Below are 18861 nucleotides of genomic sequence, written 5' to 3'. Positions count from 1 at the left end.
TAGCGGTTTATTATATAAGTAGTTTTGAGAATTGCCCCCTGCGGAGAGATAATAGGTACTATTATCCCAAATAAACCGTCATTTAAACGCATCCAAAGGAGTATAAAATAACTTTTTTATTCAGTAATTTATAAATTAATGATGAATTCCCTGAGCTGAAATTGAATTTTTTGGACTCACAAAACTCCAACTTTAATTAACTCAAGTTATTTAAGTCAGGGATTATCAAGTGGATACTAATAACCAGCTCTTTCTATACAAACTGGACACACATTCTTCTGCTGCCCGCCGTGGCAGTGACTCTGCCCATACAGAGCAACAGACTTGCCACCGGGGAGATAAAGATCCAGGCCAACCATTTAATTTCAGTAAGAGTTTTGCGTCCACCCGGAAAAGCCTCGACAAGTACAACCCCCAGGTTGTCAGCAAAGTACACACTTTTCTCCCGAGGCGGGCTGACAAGGCTTCCTGCCTGGAACATGAAAAACTGTTCGGCATGATGATGCCAGAGATGGAAAAACCAGCACCCAAAAAGAAGAGGAAAGAGCCGGAAAGGCCTAAAGAGCTGGAAAGGCCTAAAGAACCGGCAAGGCCTAAAGAGCCGGAAAGGCCTAAAGAGCCACCTTCCCGGAAGCAAGCCGATGAGATTGAAATTTCAGACTCAGAGCTGGATGAACTGTTCGATGAAGATATAGCACTCCCTTTTATTCCTGAATTACCTGATCAGGGTTATCAGACGTTTGAAATTAAACTTTCCCAGAATTTGAGAAAAATCAGAGAGGGGAAGGGACAAAAAGCCATTTTGGAATTAAAAGAGCTATTTACTTTCAGGGCTCACGACTTTGTCTCTCCCGATAAGGAAAAAGCAGCACATCATTTTACTGAGTTCGTACGACGCGTGTATCAGCTCGACAGACAAATGCCAGCAGGAATGAAAGCAAAGGGCGAAATCATCAAGCATGCGATCGAACAAATGACCGAGAAATTGGGCATGCTGATGGACGACGTCAGAACTGCCTGCATATCGGAAGCCTTCAGTAACCCCACGTTTAAAGATGCTCTGGAGAAGGTTGAATCGGATACCGATAAATCCCTTCTTCGCAGGTTACAGACACTTTCCGCTTTTAACTTCATGAGCAATGAAGTAAACGCACTGGTAAGAGACTCTGGAGTTTCTATCCCTTCTGCTCCAGAGAGCAGAGACCCGGGCTCTGATTCTGGTGTCAATGAGCCAGACTCAAATAATGATGGCCAAAAAGAGTCAGAAGTGGAAAGAAAGCGCCGCGAAGCCATAGATAAGGAAATGGAGGAGGTAGACAGAACACTTGAAGAGGGGTGGAAATTCCTTGAACAGTCCAAAAAGAACAAAGAAGAAGAGACAAAGCCAGCGCCAGTGAGGTCGAAACCATCTACTCCACAGCCCGCAGCAAAACCTGTCACCAGCAAACCAGCTGTTGCCAGGGAAACAGCAAAGCCTGTCACTGTCACCAAAACCTACCCATCAATCGCCGACATCCGCAAGCTTAAGGGGGATATGGCTATTGCAGATGCGGTGCTGAAGTTTGTAGAAAACTGTCAAAGCGAGCCTGAAAGAAAAGAGCTGGATCAATTTCTGGAAGAGCGCTGTGCAGAAAAATCAAAAGCCATTGTCAGTGATCTTAACCGGGTCAAACAGCAGGCCATGAAACCCAGCGAATGTGTCCACAAGTTTTCACAAACCGTAGGCTACCGCCAGATTGCCGAAAAGATTGCTCCACCCTCGGCAAGAAAACTCTCTGAAATAGCAGACAATAAAAAAGTGCCTGGCAACGGGGGCAATATTGATGGAACAATGCTGCACCTGCTGAAACAATCAGTGGTCTTTCCAAAAAGCTGGGATGTCAAAGGGGATCCGGCAAAATGGACTCGCGGGGAATTTTTGGCTGAGTTTGACAAAGGAGCCTCCAGACACTCAGAGAGTCAGCGCCAATGTGTCCGGAAATACGCCGATGATATATTACGACTCTTTAAGCTGAAGCAATATCCATTCGGCTGGGGATATGACCAGGAGCGCAAAGCATCTCCTGCTGATCAGGAGTTCGAGCTTATGGCCAAGGCGATGTACGACGATTTCATTGGCAGGCCCTTATTTGATTACAGAGACTGCAAGCGGCTGGAACTATTCACAGCTCAGCAAAGACACACATTTCTGGAGACACTTTTTGGCTCAGACGTTATATCCACACTGAAACAGATCGTTGAAGGAGCCGGGACAAACACAAAACGACCAACCACCAGCGTTGAAAGGGCCAGGGCCGAGCACATCAAAAGCATGGTCATTGCCTTGTTCCATGACAAACCGACAGGTGGCTATTATCTTGTGGTTGGCAGAAGTGATCAGAGGCAGGCCTTCCCTGTAAAGGTGAGAAATCCACTGGCTCTTGACTGCTTTAATCAGGAAAAAGGGAGTAACTGCATATATAAGGCAATGGGGTTACCTGCGATTTCGGACAACTGGAATGCTGTCAGATAAGTGAGTCAAATCTGCTGGCTGAAATAAAACAGTTTGTGAGGGAATGGTTAAGAGGGAACAGGGAATTGGACTATTAACTGTGTAGCAGCCAGGAAATTTCCGTAAATGGAACTTTTTTGTAAACTTAGGATCAAAAATATAGGTAAATAAAATTTAATGACGATCTTATGCTAACCAATATTTCAAATAATCCAACAGAATTATTGCCCAAAGCTCTACCGCAATCAGCAAACTCAACAGAAGACCAACAGCGACAACCTGGCAATTTCAACTATTTGCCAGTTGAGGCGATTCAACCTAACGCAAATGAACTGGCTCAGCCTGACGAACTCCAACTGGAGCAGACATGCCATAATACCAACAAATCTATTGATCAAAGGGCTATCGAAGATTTACAGCGTCCAATTCAATTCAAGAATATGGAAGCAATAGCAAATCCTGATAAATATAAGAATTTTATATCAATTTACAACTCAGGCATATTTGAACATTCTTATACACGTTATGAATATGACCACCGCTCAGGGCTTAATTATGAGCCAAAGCAAGTAAATATAAAAAATCTCTATGCAATTATGAATCTGAGTAACACAACCCTTAAATACAGTGATAAAGTATACCCTTTGCTCACAGGGTTATTTGAAAATGGGCATGTATTTCTTATGGCACCTCGTAAAGCCTGTAATATTGTAGAAGATCCAAATAATCCCAACAATGTTTTATTTAAAGGAGATCCATCTGGTTTAAGAGTTGATGCCATTTATTCGGGGAGGACTTTTCAGGAAGTAGAGAATCTAATAAAGACAGTTCATGATAACACTCCACTATCAAACCACATCTCTCATATTCTTGAGCATGAATAGTAAGGCGCTCTGAAGCGCCTGCACCACTTTCATAAACTGGGACAGCCCACTGTCAGTGATGCCGCTGTCTCTCAACACCTCAAATTCCAAAAACTTGGATTCATATAGTTTTAGTCCTAGATTTATACATCCCACTTTCACCACCAAAATAACGTAATCATTTGATTTTGAAGCATATATTCTATTCGAATATATGGTTGGCACGATTTTTAATCGTTTAAAATCAAAATGTTACCAAGGGGTGGTGAAGGTCGGATACATACTTCTTTTGACCATAAAAATGCGATTCCATCGAAGCTGTTTCTAAAAGAGGGGTAAGGAGGCATAACAAATCAATATATCTGATGCACATCTCATATACGGAACGATTGTTCTGTTAACGCCATAATTCGCCATTCTGCCTGACTATTCGCTTTGAGCTGTCTTGCACAGGCAAGATTAAGGCTTATAAAAAAATACGCTGGATTGAACTTTACTTCTGTCAGCGTGGTCAATATTTGTTTAGTCAAATAATCCTAAAAAATTCGATTAGAGGTTCATAAATGCTAACGCTCTCTACTGCCAATAATTCCGTGGCAACTATACCACCACGGAATTCGGAGACTCTTACAATATTTTCACAGTTGAGTAAGGTTGGATTAAAAGCCAATCTCTCAGTTCAAGCTGGATTTGTTACCGCCTTTGCCTGTGATGAAATTCGCCGGAAGCATGAATTGCCTGCCAGGAATTTTGCTTTCGATAACCTGCCTCATGGTCAACGTCTTGAATACATTAAACTCAACGATTTTGGCATTACTGTCCAGGATGTGTTAATCCCGATAGTCATATTTTCTGCCAGTGGTGGCCTGACTGATTTGTATAACCTTGGTACGTCCATAGCTAAATCCATATACAACCGGACATGCAGCTACTTTGCCTGATCTCACAGATAAAAAAATCAATAATTTGTCATTTCAATCGAGGTTATACCGTGGGACCTGTCAACAACTCTGCAATTTCAGCCAATCTGCAAATGCCTCCTGCATTATCACCAATATCATCAGCTGAATTGATTAAAAAAGGCATCTTCTCAGTGTGTACTGGAGTGGCAACCGTCGCTATTTGCAATCAGATCAATGCTTTTTACAGTTCACCCGCCGAGAATTATTTTGCCAAGCGTACGACTCCCGAAGCATACCTTAAGTATCTGGAACTCAAGCAAGATGATTCAATAATTGATGAACAATCACTTGTATTGTCTTTAGTTGTTTTTGGTGCCAGTGTTGGCCATTACAAAATGTACGAAATTGGCAAATATCTACACGACAGGGCATGCAGGTTTTATGATGCTGCAATTCGACAATTGTCTCAGTAATGTTCTCAATATCCACCGTGCCATAGGGGTTGTCGCTGTGGTCGGCTCCGACGCTGAATACCCAGCACTTTCTGTCTGGAAGCTTCATGCCATTGAAATATTGGTTCTCATGAATCACCAGTGTATAAATTATTTCTATTTGTGTGTATTGAGCCAATCCGACTCACTTCAAAAAAATCCGGTTGGACACTTTCTGAACGATTAGACAAAACTACCTTCTGGTCAACCATAAAAAAACCTCGTAGATGAATAACCTACGAGGTTTATATGTGGTGGAGGCGGCGGGACTTGAACCCGCGTCCGCCAGCTCTCAGCCTTTGGCTCTACATGCTTAGATCCACCTTTAGTTTTTACACCGTAGCGACCCAGTGGTCGGGGTTCTTCAGTGCGATTCTCACAGGTTTTAACCCGTCAGCCAGAGACCTGCTGATCGTGGCGAGCCCGCTTACGATGACAGTCTGAATACCGGCCAGCAGACGAGCCGGTTAGACTGGAAGCTTCGTAGTGTTAAGTACGATTAAGCAGCGGCTGCTGCAGCTTCAAAGTTGCTATCATTGGCAACTAATAGGTTTGTAGTGTTTTGATTAACGAGAACCACTACGCCCTCGGCATGCACCTCAGGGTTCAATACCGTCGTCGAATCCGAATCGCCCCCAGAGTTAATAGTTATAGAGCATAGAGGCCGATGTCGCAATGGCTGGAGAACATCAGTGGCTACATTACGCTGTTCACGCCATGACGCACCAATGCGATCCGGTGGTGCAACAGGCCGGGCCATAATCGTATCTCCCCTGCCCGATGGTGTAGTCATTACCAAGCAGCACTGGCATACGATCAGCGGTTACAAAATGTGCTAAAAATACCCACGGGCATGACGTCCATCAGTGAATTGATATACAAGCCTTGGATACTATAGCTATCTTTGGTGATAACGCTGACTGCGAGAATTTTTCTTTACCTACCAGGGATGTTCACAATTTTCCATGTGAACACTCCTCAGACCTCACTCCACTTTCTCTGCAAGTTGGGTTATGAAAGTTGGCGATTTGTTTTCCAGGGCAATGGCGTATTTATGAAGATTTTTCAGGAAGTGTTTGGAGCCACTCGCTCCGGTAAACCGGTGTATGCCTTCCGGCTCTGTAACCAGCAAGGCATGGAAGTCACCATCCTGACAATGGGCGGTATTATCCAGAGCATTCGTGTGCCGGATAAAGCAGGCAATATGGGCGAAGTCACCCTGGGCTGTGATTCGGTGGCGGATTACGAGCGGTCCAGTGCTTATTTTGGTGCCATTGTTGGCCGTTATGCCAACCGTATCGCCAGGGGAGAATTTGAACTTGAGGGTGAACCGTTTCAGCTGGCCTGCAACAATGCACCAAATCACCTGCATGGTGGCAAGGTTGGGTTTGATCATCACCTGTGGCGGGCAGAGTCCCAGACCAGTGACGACATAAGCACACTGTCCCTTAACTATGAATCAGAAGATGGTGAAGAGGGTTATCCCGGTAACCTGAGTGTCAACGTGATCTACACCCTGAATAACCAGAATGAGCTGGGTATTGAGTATCGGGCAACGACGGACGCCCCCACCGTGGTTAACCTGACCAACCACGCTTATTTCAACCTTAATGGCAGTGACGACTGTCTCAGCCACCGGCTGCTGCTGCACTGCCGCCAGTTCACCCCAACGGATGAAACGTCCATTCCATACGGTGAGATTGAGCCAGTCATTAACACCCCCATGGATTTCACCACTATGAAGCCTATTGGTCAGGATATCGCCCAAGACTTTGTTCAGCTGAAGCAGGCCAGGGGATACGATCATAACTGGGTTATCTGGACGGAGAGGGGGAATGATCGCGCTCTGACACCTGTCGCCCGAGTAGAAGAACCAGACAGTGGTCGTACCCTGGAGGTACTTACCACTCAACCGGGAGTGCAGTTCTATACCGGCAACTATCTGGCAGGTGAGCCTGCACGGGGTGGCAGCCAATATGGTATGCGGGCAGGTTTCTGCCTGGAGACCCAGCATTTTCCGGACTCCCCCAACAGGCTGGAGTTTCCTTCAACCCGGCTGAATCCCGGTGAAACCTATCAGGAAAAAACTATTTTCCGCTTTGGCCTTTTATAAAGGCCCTTTCAGGCCGGAACCACCGGCCTGAAATTATTTTTCCATTTTTTTTCAACGAATCTGTAACATCCCACCGACTTTCCCGTTGTATTGATAAGTCCGCACTTTGCGGTCGGTTAAAAAACGACAGGAGAGTCACCATGACAACAAAAACCAACAAACTGACCAACCTGGTTGCTGCCACTCTGGTTTCCGCTGCATCCGTCACCGTCAGTGCCGATATGACCGGCTCCATCAGCTCTTTGAGCCAGGGCTATGAGGGCATTGTGCTGGCGGAAAAACAGGTGGATGAGGGCAAATGTGGTGAAGGCAAATGTGGTGCATCTTCGGCATCGGCCAAAGCGGACGAAGGGAAGTGTGGTGAGGGCAAATGCGGTGGCGACAGTGCCATGAAAGCGGGCGAAGGCAAATGCGGTGAAGGCAAGTGCGGCGAATCAGCCAGCAAGGATGAAGAAGGCAAATGCGGCGAAGGCAAGTGCGGAGCCGCCTGATGAAGCCTGTTCCTTCACTCAGCGGTGCAGGCCTTGGCCTGCGCCGGGAGCATCTTCAGAGCCTGGCCAAAAAGGTGCCCTCCTCTGTTCAGTTTCTGGAGGTTGCTCCGGAAAACTGGATTAAAGCGCCGCAACAGAGACGCGAGCTGCTGGAGCAGATTCTCGATCAGACACCGCTGGTTTGCCACGGTCTCTCCCTGTCACTGGGTGGTCCGACACCGCTGGATATGAATCTGCTGCGCGATATCAGGGCATTTCTACAGGCGCATCAGGTAGTTCGTTACACCGAACACCTGAGTTACTGCTCTGACCAGGGGCATCTCTATGACCTGATGCCTATTCCCTTTACCAAAGCGGCTTCACATTACGTGGCGGACCGGATAAAACAGACCCAGGACTTTCTGGGTGAGCCCATTGCGGTGGAGAACGTCTCTTACTACTGCGCTCCCGGGCAACAGATGCCGGAAATTGAGTTTATTCATCGGGTTCTGGAACTGGCGGATTGTGAGCTGCTGCTGGATATCAACAATATTTTTGTCAACAGCGTCAATCATGGTTATGACGCAGATACGTTTCTGAGGCAGTTGCCCACTGAGCGTATCAGCTACGGCCATATTGCCGGTCATTATGTTGAGCAGCCGGACCTTATTATCGACAGTCATGGCGCACCAGTTCGCGATGATGTCTGGCAGCTGCTTGGCAAAGCTTACCAATACCACGGCGTTTTCCCAACGCTACTGGAGCGGGACTTTAATATTCCGCCACTGGATAAACTGGTTGAAGAGCTCGATTCCATACACCGGATTCAGCACTCTGTGATGCATCAGCAGAAGGAGTACGCCTGTGGATGATTTCCAGATAGTTCAACAGCAGTTTACCGAGGCTATACGTCATCAGACTGATAATCCATTTGAGCAGATAAAGCCGGAACGCTTTGCCGTTTACTCCCGGCTGATCCGAAACAATATATCTAACTTTGTCAGCCAAGGCTTCCCGGTGTTGAAAAAGTTATTGCCGGAGGAGGCGTTCAATCATCTGGTGGATCGCTTTATTGCCGATCACCCTGCCAGCTCCCCCTACTTTATTGATATCTCCGGGGAGTTTCTGGCCTGGCTTAATACTAATCCAGTGACTGATAAGTCCCACACTCTGCCACCGTTCCTCCGGGAACTGGCCCACTATGAATGGCTGGAAACCCTGTTGCTGGGCAATGAACAGGACGAACCAGCCGCCACAGCAATCGCGGTTTTTTCAGACTGTGAAGATGCACTGATATGGTCGGTTAATGCCGTGGCCGCCGCCTACCAATACCCTGTCCATAAAATCAGCCGTGACTTTCAACCACAGGCCGCTCCCGAACAACCAACCCTGCTGATTCTTTACCGTCAGGAAAATGAAACGCGGTTTCTGACGGTGGATGCACTGGCCTGGCAGCTTTTTCAAACTGCCTCCACCCTTGATCAGCCGGTGAACCAGGAGCAGCTTATCAAGCAGACATTGCAACACCTGACGGTGGCCGAGCGAACCCGGGTCAAGCCTTATGCTGAGCAGGCATTGATGCGTTTTTATCAACTGGGTTTGATTGTGGGAAGGCTTTAAAGCAAGAATAATATTCGACAGTTATGACTAAAAAACCCAGGGGCACTCTACCCCTGGGAGCCTGACCGAGAATAGCGCCCGTAGCGAGGATGGCAGAAAATTGAGGATAAAAATTCGGTTTTGTGAGGTGAATAGCGGGGCTATTTGCCGAACAAAAGCGGATTTTAGACCAATTTGCTGCCACCGCACGACTGCATGGATGCAGGAGCTAGGGCAACGCAGGAGAGCAGTTGCCGCGTAGGGCAGTCTATTCTCGGTCAGGCTCCCAGGGTGAACCGTTAATTTTATCCATGACCGACTTCACTTCATCATCAGACGCCGGTTCACTGACGGAGTGCTCTGCCAGCTTTTTAATGGCGGCAAACTGTTTGAGAAAACGTCGGCAATGGTGGCACATGATCAAATGCATTCGCATACTCAGACGCTGTCGCCAGTTCAGCTCGTCATCCTGAAGCTGACCCGCCATTTGCTCGATATCCCGACATTTCAACATCGGCCTGTCTCCTGAAACTGTTCAATACCGGAATACAGCGTTGCCCGCGCCCGGTGCAGCAGAACCCTGACATTGGCTGCGGACTCACCGATAAAACCGGAAATATCATCCAGTGACATCTGGCTGAAATCTTTCAAGCCAAACACCAGACGCTGCTTCTCCGGCAACATGGTGATCTTATGGTTCAGGCAGTCCATCAGTTCCCGTTTATCCAATAGCGCCCCCGGCCCATCGATGTGCCAGTTGGAAGGCGGCTGTTGCCAATGGCCATCTTCTTTAAAACGATGGGCCAGCGGCGCTTCTTCCGGAGCATCGGACAGCAGCTCACGTTTCTGCCGACGATAGCGGGAACGGGCTTCATTGGCGGTAATGGTCAGCAACCATCCCTTGAAACTGCCTCTGGGCTGCCATTGAGGCAGTTTCTGATGCACCGTCAACCAGGCTTCCTGGACAATCTCATCGGCATCACTTTCGCCCACAATCGGCAGGGCAACGAAGCGCATCAAGCGATAGTAATGCTTCACCAGCACTGTAAACGCCTGCTGATCACCATTTTGTGCCTGTTTTATTATTAACGCTTCATCGTCCATATCGTTACAAACCCGGAATGAAAAAATAACCTGCACACTGTAACAATCCCACGGCTGAAACGTTGAGTGAATAACTCAATAAGAACATCCAGGGAATCAGCCATGAATAAGATCCTGTCACTCTACCAAAAAACAGCAGGTTACCTCCATCACGCTGATGGGCTTCCGTTGCTGGCCCTGCGCCTGTACCTTGCCCCCATCTTCTGGATTGCCGGCACCAACAAACTGGCGCACTTTGACGATATTGTGATGTGGTTTGAGCATGGACTGGCCCTCCCCTTCCCCTGGCTGATGGCAGCACTGGCGACCTGGACAGAGATTATCGGCGCTGTGCTGCTGGTGGCCGGCCTGGGCATTCGGTTGATTTCAGTCCCATTGATCATCACTATGCTGGTGGCTATTTTCGCGGTGCACTGGCCCCATGGCTGGCAGGCCATTGCTGACCCGGGCAGCTTTGCTGCCAATGAACACGCCGCTGAAGCAACCCAAAGACTGAATGGGTTTCTGGGCTGGCTGAAGTCAAACCATCCCGGCCGCTACCACTATATTACCGAGTTTGGCAAGCCGGTGATTCTGAACAATGGCATTGAGTTTGCCGCCACCTACCTGGTGATGTTGCTGGTGCTGGTTTTCCAGGGAGCCGGACGTTATGTCAGTCTGGATTATTTTGCCGGAAGGAAACTGCTGAACAAATAACGATCAGAAACGTCAGACAAGCGCTGACGTTTTTATCCTTTGTCATGCCAGTGGAAATACCCGGTCAATGTCTTCTGATAGAAAAGGCCGCCCTTTAGCGTTCACTGATGTACCAATAACCAGCGCATCGATGGCCAGCCTGTTATCCCGTTTCCGGAAGATTTTCTGTTTAAAACCAAATTTCAGTTTGGAAAGTCGCACGGGTTCTACTTCTACATAAAATTCATCCCCAGGTACCAGCGACATTTTGTAATCCATCTCACTTCTCAGCACCACCAGATGAATTTTCTCTGCAGCCAGACTGGCAAAGTCGATAGCGTTAGCGTGCAGAAACTCATGCCGTGCATGCTCCAGATAATTGAAATAGACACTGTTGTTGACGATTCCCTGCAGGTCGCACTCATAGTCGCGAACCTTCATCTCCAGACGGAATGACATGCTTTACTCTCTCGATCAATCGCTTGAAATGGATCACATCATCAGTGTATGGCGAGACTATGGCTTCTCATCTATTTTTACACAAGCTTAAGGGGATATGAGTTGCTCAATTGACAATAAATCCGCTCATTGGCCTAAAAAACCGGGATTGTAACCCTGATTACCCAAAGGCCTCTGATGTGCAACATGAAATGTTAAACAATAAAAACTGTCCATCGAAAATACCCAATGAAATCAAGAGCCACTGATTATTTAATATTCCTGTTAATCACATCCATTAGCGCAAGTCTTAATGCTGACGCAGGCATGGAGATCACCAACACTTATCAGCTGATACATGATCACCTGGCAAAAATCCACTCCGCAGATAAATACAAAAACGCCATAAACTCGCGTAACCAGAAACAGGAGTTACCTGAAATTCTTCTGTCCCCGGGAGAAAGACGCAGCATTCTTTTGCAAAATTTTTCCCGTACTCATAAAACGGGCAACGAGATAATGACCCATCATGCCGTTAAAGACCTGCATATTCTCAGTGGCACCGTACAAAACCCCGGACATAGCCTGCTCGGCAATTTAGGCTCTCCGATGACGGTCGCGGGTGAAATTATGTTGGCCAACCTGCTGATATCCCCAATTACGGATATAGAGGTTCTTGAAAAACGCCAAAACGCACTTCAATACTTGCTGGATCACCCCAAAGTCATCTTTCAGATTGAGGAGCAACTGATCCGCTATGCCGCGGATGAAGATGGACTCATTGCCCTGCTCGACCCTTCTGATGCCGTGAACAGCCCCCATTTTGATGAGATTGATTACCAGACATACATTCCGGGGCTCACCTCCGATGCCTTCTATGAAGAGATTGCCCGCCGATTAAACGACATCATTAGTGTTATGAGTGCATTGAATGTACCTATCGGCCTGATCGGGTCGACGCTGCTTGGCAAGTTTGACTCGCAATACGGGATTATTCATGGGCTTCTCAATTCAGCCATCAACCTGCCAGCCAATATGAACCTGGCCATCTCTGAAATGCACGATCACTTTCAGGGGCTTCCACCACCGGTCAAAATTTTCACCTTCGGTAGCTTTGCGGTACTGCAAATGATCGCCATTTATCAATCATACTGGCTCTTTCAGGATAATCGGGCCGCTTACACGTTTGTCATGGAGCGCAGCCGCAGACCCGGAAGAGCATTGGCCAGCGCCAGAGAACTAAAGCAACTGGCCCGGCATCACCCGGCCCTTGAGGATATTCTGGACCATGACAGCGGCTTCCTGAAATTTCGCAATTCCACCCAGATTCAGGAGATAGCCACACTGTTAAACGATGCGCCAGAGAAAACACCCGACACACTCACCTATCTGGTAACCAACATGGGACGCTACAAAAGAAGCCTGATGCTGCTGCGCCGAAACCACATCCCACTGATCAGGATTATGCAGGCCACCGGTGAGATTGATGCCTGGCTGACCGTTGCCAAGCTGCTGCGGTCGTCTTCTTACCGGGAAAATAATCCGTTGTGCTTTGCACAATATCAAGTATCAGCACAACCGGGTATCGAGCTTCAGGGCTTCTGGAACCCTCTGCTCTCCCCTGCCATTGCGGTTTCCAATGACCTTGCCGCCAACCACGCCATAGCACCGACCAATATCATTATTACCGGGCCGAATGCTGCAGGAAAATCCAATGCCATGATTGCTGCTGCACTCAACGTCATTATGGCGCAGACACTGGGTATATCTCCGGCTGCGTCCTTTAAACTGACACCATTTTCCTTTATTCATACCGTCATTGAGCCTGAAATGATTACTGGCGTTTCCAGTTTCAGCGCAGAATCAAAACGCGCTATCAAGCTGCTGGAGGCATTACGCGCATTGGAGACTGGTCAGTTCAGCATTGCTTTTCTGGATGAAATTTTCAGCAATACCAGCCCTGAAGAAGGGGAGATCGGTGCACTCACCTATATAAAATCGATTGGCGATTTACCCGGGACGATCAGCATTTCTTCTACCCACTATGCCCGGCTGGCCTCACTGGCTGATCAGTTCCCGGACAGGTTTCAAAATCTTCATGTCAGCGCTGAGATCAACAGTGAAGGCCGCCTGCACTATGATTATGTCCTGAAACCCGGCTTCTCAACCCAGAACGTTGCCTTCCATATTCTCAAAGAGGAAGGCGTCCAGGAGGACTTTCTTGAAATTCTTCAAGATCTTCTTGATGTTCCCGGGGAGACGTTCCCGGAAACATCAGAAACTTTAATGCCTCTGCTTCCTGGGCCAGACCAGACTGAACCGGGCTCCCCCCAGGGGACTGTGGCTGACCAGCGCCCGCCCCCCATGCCAGTACATAATCCGCCGGACGATTGAGAGCCCCAGACCATAGCCTCCTGACTTGCGTGTTCTGCTGTCGTCCAGTCGGGAAAAAGCAGAAAATACCCGTTCCCACTGCTCTTCCGGAATCCCGGCCCCGTCATCATCCACATCAATACGACAAGTGTCCTGGGTGGATGAAAAACGCACCTGAACTTTACTGTCCGCATAGCGACAGGCATTGCCTACCAGGTTCTGTATCGCCCGATGAATATAGCGCCGGTCAATTTCGACAAACCGCCTCGGGTTTAACACATTGCAGGGAATATGCTCGATCTCAACCCGGTTCTGTAATCTGAGATGCTCGCCAACCACCTGGGCCACTACTTTATCAACGTCATGACGTTTCAAACGGAGGGTCGGGGTTCCCTGCTCCAGGTTGGCATAGGTCAGAAACTCATCCACCAGATGATCCAGTTCCTGGATATCCTGGTCCATGCCCTCCAGCTGGGCCTCCCGCGCTTCCTGTGTTCTGGCATCGGCAATCAAATCCAGGCCAAAGCGCAACCTTGCTACGGGGGTTCTTAATTCATGGGATACGCCATGAATCATCTCTTTTTGCAGACTCAGCAGACGCTGAATATGGTCGGCCATGGCATTAAACGCCATGGCCAGGCGACCAATGGAATCCGCCCCGCCAACATTAACCCGTACTTCAAAGTCTCCCCGGCTAAAGCGTGTCGCCGCTCTTTCCAGTTTTCGCAGCCGCTTCTCCATTCCCCTGACCAGGATATAGATGGCAAGGCTCAGAGAGATCAAGACGAACAGCCCCAGGGTCAGGATCAGTTTAAAAGGATAAGGGTTCAGTAATTTCAATGGACCAAGATGGAGTATCTGATCACTGTCCTTCATCTGGGCATAGAGCTGGAGCGATTCATCTCTGATGTTCAACACAGTCACAATACTGCCCTGCTGCAACTGGGTGTTTTGCAGGGGCGTTAACGACGTAGCGGAGTGAACAATGGACACAGGAAAGCTCAGCGATTCTCCGGATCGCTGAGCCAATACCGTCACTCGCTCATCCGCAGAGTAATGGCTGAGCAGGTGTCTGAGAAAAACAATGGTACCACTTGCCATTTGTTCAGATATCTCCGCCACCCGTCCCTGCAACAACCACCGGTCATCAATCAAGGCGGTAATAACTGCGGCCTTTTCCGTCAGCATCTGAACATCAATCCCCCCTAAAGAGAGCTGCTCAATCTCTTTAGGTGTGAAGTCGGATCGCTCCAAAGGCAACATTGAAAAAGGAATCGACAGTTTATGTCCCCACTCTCCCAGCCACTTATGCCGCTGCTCTTCTGGCATGGCGGCCAGTACTTCAGAGACGAGACGGAAGGTCCCTCGGGCCATATCTTCCCGGTACTCGGCCAATCGAACACCATTGACAATAGTGACCACTATGCCAGACAGCACTGAGACCAGAACCAGGGAAAACAGCAGGCCGCCATAGATACGAAGAAAAATACTGCTCATGACGCTATGCCAGCAACTTACTCATTTGTCACATGCTCTTCACAAAAAGATACCCTTTACTGCGCACCGTCTTGATCAGACGAGGGTGCATCGGGTCGTCGCCAATTTTGGGGCGAATGCGTGAAACCCTGACATCGATGGAACGGTCCTGACCGTCGTATTCAATCCCGCGCAACTGGGCAAAGATCTCTTCCCGGCTCAACACCCGGCCAGCATTTGAACAGAGCAGCCAGAGCAGATCAAATTCAGCGCTGGTGAGGTCGACGCTCTGGTCATCCAGCCAGGCCTCACGCATGGAGTTATCAACCACCAGCGCGCCAAAGCGAAGGCTATTCTGCACTTCCGGCTCGTCTTCTAACGGTGCCGAGCCCCTTCTCAGCAGGGCTCTTATACGGGCAAGCAATACTCTTGGACGGACCGGTTTGGCAACATAATCATCCGCACCCATTTCCAGCCCCAGCACTTCGTCAAGGTCATCGGTGCGGGCAGTCAGCATCAGTATCTGACCATGATACTGGCCTCGCACCCGGCGACAGATGGACACCCCATCTTCCCCCGGCAGCATCAGATCCAGTACCACCAGATCGGGGCGCTCACTCAAAATACGTTCAACGGCCTTACCACCATCACCTTCCACCGACACCTGAAGGCCATTATTTTCAAGATACTCACGGGTCAGGGTTGCCAGACGCTCATCATCCTCAACAATCAGGATGCGACCCGTTTCTGCATTATCCAAAGCCATTGTTTTACACCCCAGGGTTTAAGAGACGAAATATTGAAAGCGGCAAAAAACCGGCACTTCACTGGCAATCTGATGGTTTATGGGCCGTAGATGTTACACTACCGACGATCGAACGTCCTCCCCGGAACCGGAGCAGGCCCAAACATTTCTGAATCAACATCCGGAAGCCAGAGTATTCATGATTTTTTTCTCCGAAGCGGACTCAGAATATTTTTTTATTTTGACAAAATCCCATCTTGAGCTTGCAAACTTCTCGTTCTGTCTGAAAAAGTTACCCGGGAGTTAGTGGGCACCAACACCGAAAGAAATCCACATCTTATCCACAGCACCCCCCTGGTTTTATCGGCTTGAATTTCTCCCGACTGCGCATTATCTTGTGTAGATAAACGGCCGCTACACTATATATGGTACCCCTCGCTGCTGAGTAACACATTGCCGCCCGAGCAACCCGGCATACCGGAAATGCCTCAGGCAACAGTCCAGCCAAACAGCGGATTTACTGTTGGCAGCAGCACATAACGGAAGAGCGGACGGTAATCAGGGAAGAATGCTTATACAGATTGTCAGCTGCGCGGCCTCGCGGTTCCGCCGCTACAGCCTGTCTCGCAGAGGCGGGGATCTGACTCATCAGGTATATCCCGGACAGATTCATAGTCTCACAGCCACCGCAGTGTACAGTGGCTGGCGATAAGACAGTGATGGACAGCACGTGCAGTAATACTGTCTGCTGGTCTGACCGGGCCATGAAGCGTGCTGCAAGGTCATTGATAGCCGCGCTTGATCAAGCGTGTTCATTGAATACACAGGTAAGGGCTGAATGAATAAAAATATCCTGGTCACCAAGCGTGACGGAGATAAGGAACAACTGGATCTTGAGAAGATCCATAAAGTGATTACATGGGCAGCCGAGGGCCTGGACAACGTCTCCGTTTCTGAAGTTGAACTTAAGTCTCACATACAGTTCTACGATGGCATCAAGACCACGGATATCCATGAAACACTGATCAAATCCGCTGCCGACCTGATTTCGGCCCAGGCTCCGGACTATCAGTATCTGGCTGCCCGCCTGGCCATCTTCCACCTGCGGAAAAAGGCCTACGGCCAGTTTGAACCGCCCGGACTGTATAGCCATGTGGTCAAACTGGTGGAGATGAAGAAGTATGACCAGCACCTCCTGACGGACTACAGTGAAGCTGAGTTTGATCAGATGGAACGCTTTATTGATCACCGCCGGGATATGAACTTCAGCTATGCAGCGGTCAAGCAACTTGAGGGCAAATACCTGGTGCAGAACCGGGTAACCGGCGAGTACTACGAGAGCCCCCAGATTCTGTACATGCTCATTGGTGCCTGCCTGTTTGCACAATACCCGAAAGAGACTCGCCTGGATTTCATTGAGCGTTTCTACCATGCGGTGTCCACCTTCAGACTCTCTCTGCCCACCCCGATCATGTCCGGGGTACGTACACCTACCCGTCAGTTCAGCTCTTGCGTACTGATTGAATGCGGGGACTCACTGGACTCCATCAATGCCACGTCCAGCGCTATTGTTAAATACGTCAGCCAGCGGGCGGGGATTGGTATCAACGCCGGTAATATTCGCGCCCTGGGCAGCCCGATCCGTGGGGGAGAAGCCTTCCATACCGGCTGTATCCCTTTCTACAAGCACTTCCAGACGGCCGTAAAATCGTGCTCTCAAGGTGGTGTTCGCGGTGGCGCAGCGACCCTCTTCTACCCGATCTGGCACCTGGAAGTTGAAAACCTGCTGGTTCTGAAAAACAACCGGGGGGTGGATGATAACCGCGTTCGCCACCTGGACTATGGCGTGCAGTTTAACAAGCTGATGTACCAGCGCCTGATCGAAGGCGGTAATATCACCCTCTTTTCACCCAGCGATGTGCCGGGACTGTATGATGCGTTCTTTGCTGACCAGGAAGCGTTTGAAAGGCTCTACAAGCAATATGAGCAGGACAGCAGCATCCGTAAGACCACGCTGAAGGCGATTGAACTCTTTTCACTGTTTGCCTCCGAGCGGGCCAGTACCGGGCGAATCTACCTGCAAAACGTCGATCACTGCAATACCCACAGCCCATTTGATCCGGCAGTGGCCCCGGTTCGCCAGAGTAACCTGTGCCTGGAAATTGCCCTGCCCACCAAACCTCTGGATCATATCCATGACGAAGAGGGCGAGATTGCCCTGTGCACCCTGGCCGCATTTAACCTGGGAGCCCTGAAGGATCTGGCAGAACTGGAAGAGTTGTCAGAACTGATTGTGCGTGCCCTCGACAGCCTGCTGGACTACCAGGACTACCCGGTTGCTGCGGCTTACAACTCAACCATGGGACGGCGTCCCCTGGGTGTCGGGGTGATTAACTTCGCCAACTACCTGGCCAAAAACAATGTCCGGTATTCGGATGGCTCCGCCAATGGCCTGACCCACCGCACCTTTGAAGCCATTCAATACTACCTGTTGAAAGCGTCAAACAAGCTGGCCAGAGAGAAAGGCACCTGCTCCAAATTCAATGAGACCACGTATGCCAAGGGTATCTTACCTATCGATACCTACAAACGTGACCTTGATACGGTTTGTGAAGAGTCCCTGCATCTTGACTGGGAAAGCTTGCGTGAGGAGATCAAGTCGTTCGGCCTGCGCAACTCAACACTGACCGCCCTGATGCCATCCGAGACATCATCCCAGATCAGTAACGCCACCAACGGTATTGAGCCGCCCCGGGGCTTTGTCAGCGTTAAGGCCAGCAAAGATGGCATTCTCAAGCAGGTTGTTCCTGATTTCGTCGAGCTTAAGGATCGTTATGAACTGCTCTGGAACATCCCGAACAACGATGGCTACCTTCAGCTGGTTGCCATCATGCAGAAGTTTGTCGACCAGACGATCTCAGCCAACACCAACTATGATCCCGGTCTCTTTGAAGGCGGCAAAGTTCCGATGAAGCTGCTGCTGAAAGACCTGCTGACCGCTTACAAACTGGGCGTAAAAACACTGTATTACCACAATACCCGTGATGGTGCCGCTGACGCTCAGAATGACATGGATGATGACTGCGCAGGGGGGGCCTGCAAAATCTGATGAACATCCCTT

The 18861-nt window shown here is 49.2% G+C and carries 16 protein-coding genes and 1 other RNA gene; 11 read left to right on the top strand and 6 right to left on the bottom strand.

The features are described 5' to 3' along the window. The first annotated feature begins 229 nt into the window (after positions 1-229). The 4 genes from ACO6UY_RS10590 to ACO6UY_RS10575 all read left to right on the top strand — a co-directional run bounded on the left by ACO6UY_RS10590 (position 230) and on the right by ACO6UY_RS10575 (position 4729). Positions 230-2512: a hypothetical protein gene (locus ACO6UY_RS10590; RefSeq protein ID WP_422450039.1), complete on the top strand. Its 2283-nt coding sequence runs from the start codon at positions 230-232 to the stop codon at positions 2510-2512. Between the two features lie 167 nt (positions 2513-2679). Then, positions 2680-3375, top strand: coding sequence for a hypothetical protein (locus ACO6UY_RS10585; protein ID WP_422450038.1), 696 nt, complete (start codon positions 2680-2682; stop codon positions 3373-3375). 623 nt (positions 3376-3998) lie between these two features. Further along, positions 3999-4295 (top strand): hypothetical protein, encoded by a 297-nt coding sequence (locus ACO6UY_RS10580; RefSeq protein WP_422450037.1) that lies wholly within the window; start codon positions 3999-4001, stop codon positions 4293-4295. Positions 4296-4345: 50 nt separating this feature from the next. Then, on the top strand, positions 4346-4729 hold the full coding sequence (locus ACO6UY_RS10575) for a hypothetical protein (protein ID WP_422450036.1): 384 nt from the start codon (positions 4346-4348) through the stop codon (positions 4727-4729). A gap of 270 nt (positions 4730-4999) precedes the next feature. Here ACO6UY_RS10575 and ssrA read toward each other — a convergent pair. Further along, positions 5000-5384, bottom strand: a transfer-messenger RNA (tmRNA) gene (ssrA, locus tag ACO6UY_RS10570). Positions 5385-5801: 417 nt separating this feature from the next. On the opposite strand from ssrA, the gene ACO6UY_RS10565 reads away from it, so the two are divergent. The 4 genes from ACO6UY_RS10565 to ACO6UY_RS10550 all read left to right on the top strand — a co-directional run bounded on the left by ACO6UY_RS10565 (position 5802) and on the right by ACO6UY_RS10550 (position 8950). Further along, on the top strand, positions 5802-6860 hold the full coding sequence (locus tag ACO6UY_RS10565; protein ID WP_422450035.1) for an aldose epimerase family protein: 1059 nt from the start codon (positions 5802-5804) through the stop codon (positions 6858-6860). Positions 6861-7000: 140 nt separating this feature from the next. Beyond that, the gene (locus ACO6UY_RS10560) at positions 7001-7351 is read left to right on the top strand and encodes a hypothetical protein (RefSeq protein ID WP_422450034.1); all 351 of its coding nucleotides are present in this window, start codon (positions 7001-7003) and stop codon (positions 7349-7351) included. Next, positions 7351-8202 (top strand): DUF692 domain-containing protein, encoded by an 852-nt coding sequence (locus ACO6UY_RS10555; RefSeq protein ID WP_422450033.1) that lies wholly within the window; start codon positions 7351-7353, stop codon positions 8200-8202. The genes ACO6UY_RS10560 and ACO6UY_RS10555 overlap by 1 nt, the downstream gene beginning before the upstream one ends. Next, positions 8195-8950: a DNA-binding domain-containing protein gene (locus tag ACO6UY_RS10550; RefSeq protein ID WP_422489857.1), complete on the top strand. Its 756-nt coding sequence runs from the start codon at positions 8195-8197 to the stop codon at positions 8948-8950. The genes ACO6UY_RS10555 and ACO6UY_RS10550 overlap by 8 nt, the downstream gene beginning before the upstream one ends. A 247-nt stretch (positions 8951-9197) precedes the next feature. Here the strand turns inward: ACO6UY_RS10550 and ACO6UY_RS10545 are convergent, their stop codons facing one another. Both ACO6UY_RS10545 and ACO6UY_RS10540 read right to left on the bottom strand, forming a co-directional pair. Next, positions 9198-9443: a zf-HC2 domain-containing protein gene (locus ACO6UY_RS10545; RefSeq protein ID WP_422450031.1), complete on the bottom strand. Its 246-nt coding sequence runs from the start codon at positions 9441-9443 to the stop codon at positions 9198-9200. Continuing rightward, positions 9437-10033: an RNA polymerase sigma factor gene (locus tag ACO6UY_RS10540; protein WP_422450030.1), complete on the bottom strand. Its 597-nt coding sequence runs from the start codon at positions 10031-10033 to the stop codon at positions 9437-9439. Before ACO6UY_RS10540 ends, ACO6UY_RS10545 begins: the two co-directional genes overlap by 7 nt. A 102-nt stretch (positions 10034-10135) precedes the next feature. Here ACO6UY_RS10540 and ACO6UY_RS10535 point away from each other — a divergent pair, with 102 nt between their 5' ends. Continuing rightward, positions 10136-10729, top strand: coding sequence for a DoxX family protein (locus ACO6UY_RS10535; RefSeq protein ID WP_422450029.1), 594 nt, complete (start codon positions 10136-10138; stop codon positions 10727-10729). A gap of 42 nt (positions 10730-10771) precedes the next feature. Here ACO6UY_RS10535 and ACO6UY_RS10530 read toward each other — a convergent pair whose 3' ends face one another. After that, entirely contained in the window at positions 10772-11167 is a 396-nt protein-coding gene (locus ACO6UY_RS10530) for an acyl-CoA thioesterase (protein ID WP_422450028.1), read from the bottom strand. Between the two features lie 228 nt (positions 11168-11395). Between ACO6UY_RS10530 and ACO6UY_RS10525 the strand changes: the two genes are divergently transcribed. Beyond that, positions 11396-13540 carry a MutS-related protein gene (locus tag ACO6UY_RS10525; protein WP_422489855.1) on the top strand — a complete coding sequence of 715 codons (2145 nt, stop codon included), beginning with the start codon at positions 11396-11398 and terminating at the stop codon, positions 13538-13540. Here the strand turns inward: ACO6UY_RS10525 and ACO6UY_RS10520 are convergent. Together ACO6UY_RS10520 and ACO6UY_RS10515 are read right to left on the bottom strand one after the other, a co-directional pair. Next, positions 13430-15016: an ATP-binding protein gene (locus ACO6UY_RS10520; RefSeq protein ID WP_422450026.1), complete on the bottom strand. Its 1587-nt coding sequence runs from the start codon at positions 15014-15016 to the stop codon at positions 13430-13432. The two genes, ACO6UY_RS10525 and ACO6UY_RS10520, sit on opposite strands and share 111 nt — an antisense overlap. A 28-nt stretch (positions 15017-15044) precedes the next feature. Beyond that, entirely contained in the window at positions 15045-15761 is a 717-nt protein-coding gene (locus ACO6UY_RS10515) for a winged helix-turn-helix domain-containing protein (protein ID WP_422450025.1), read from the bottom strand. A gap of 817 nt (positions 15762-16578) precedes the next feature. Here ACO6UY_RS10515 and nrdA point away from each other — a divergent pair. Further along, the gene (nrdA, locus tag ACO6UY_RS10510; RefSeq protein WP_422450024.1) at positions 16579-18849 is read left to right on the top strand and encodes a class 1a ribonucleoside-diphosphate reductase subunit alpha; all 2271 of its coding nucleotides are present in this window, start codon (positions 16579-16581) and stop codon (positions 18847-18849) included. Positions 18850-18861 lie beyond the last annotated feature (12 nt).

Source organism: Endozoicomonas sp. ALE010, from assembly GCF_049310165.1.
Lineage (GTDB): Bacteria > Pseudomonadota > Gammaproteobacteria > Pseudomonadales > Endozoicomonadaceae > Endozoicomonas.
The sequence above is the reverse complement of the archived record's forward strand: the minus strand, read 5'-3'. Positions and strand labels throughout refer to the sequence as shown.

Coding starts and splice junctions, on each gene's coding strand:
- ACO6UY_RS10585 (WP_422450038.1), top strand. CDS start 2,680: ATGCTAACCAATATTTCAAATAATCCAACAGAATTATTGCCCAAAGCT.
- ACO6UY_RS10565 (WP_422450035.1), top strand. CDS start 5,802: ATGAAGATTTTTCAGGAAGTGTTTGGAGCCACTCGCTCCGGTAAACCG.
- ACO6UY_RS10560 (WP_422450034.1), top strand. CDS start 7,001: ATGACAACAAAAACCAACAAACTGACCAACCTGGTTGCTGCCACTCTG.
- ACO6UY_RS10555 (WP_422450033.1), top strand. CDS start 7,351: ATGAAGCCTGTTCCTTCACTCAGCGGTGCAGGCCTTGGCCTGCGCCGG.
- ACO6UY_RS10545 (WP_422450031.1), bottom strand. CDS start 9,443: ATGTTGAAATGTCGGGATATCGAGCAAATGGCGGGTCAGCTTCAGGAT.
- ACO6UY_RS10540 (WP_422450030.1), bottom strand. CDS start 10,033: ATGGACGATGAAGCGTTAATAATAAAACAGGCACAAAATGGTGATCAG.
- ACO6UY_RS10535 (WP_422450029.1), top strand. CDS start 10,136: ATGAATAAGATCCTGTCACTCTACCAAAAAACAGCAGGTTACCTCCAT.
- ACO6UY_RS10530 (WP_422450028.1), bottom strand. CDS start 11,167: ATGTCATTCCGTCTGGAGATGAAGGTTCGCGACTATGAGTGCGACCTG.
- ACO6UY_RS10525 (WP_422489855.1), top strand. CDS start 11,396: ATGAAATCAAGAGCCACTGATTATTTAATATTCCTGTTAATCACATCC.
- ACO6UY_RS10520 (WP_422450026.1), bottom strand. CDS start 15,016: ATGAGCAGTATTTTTCTTCGTATCTATGGCGGCCTGCTGTTTTCCCTG.
- ACO6UY_RS10515 (WP_422450025.1), bottom strand. CDS start 15,761: ATGGCTTTGGATAATGCAGAAACGGGTCGCATCCTGATTGTTGAGGAT.
- nrdA (WP_422450024.1), top strand. CDS start 16,579: ATGAATAAAAATATCCTGGTCACCAAGCGTGACGGAGATAAGGAACAA.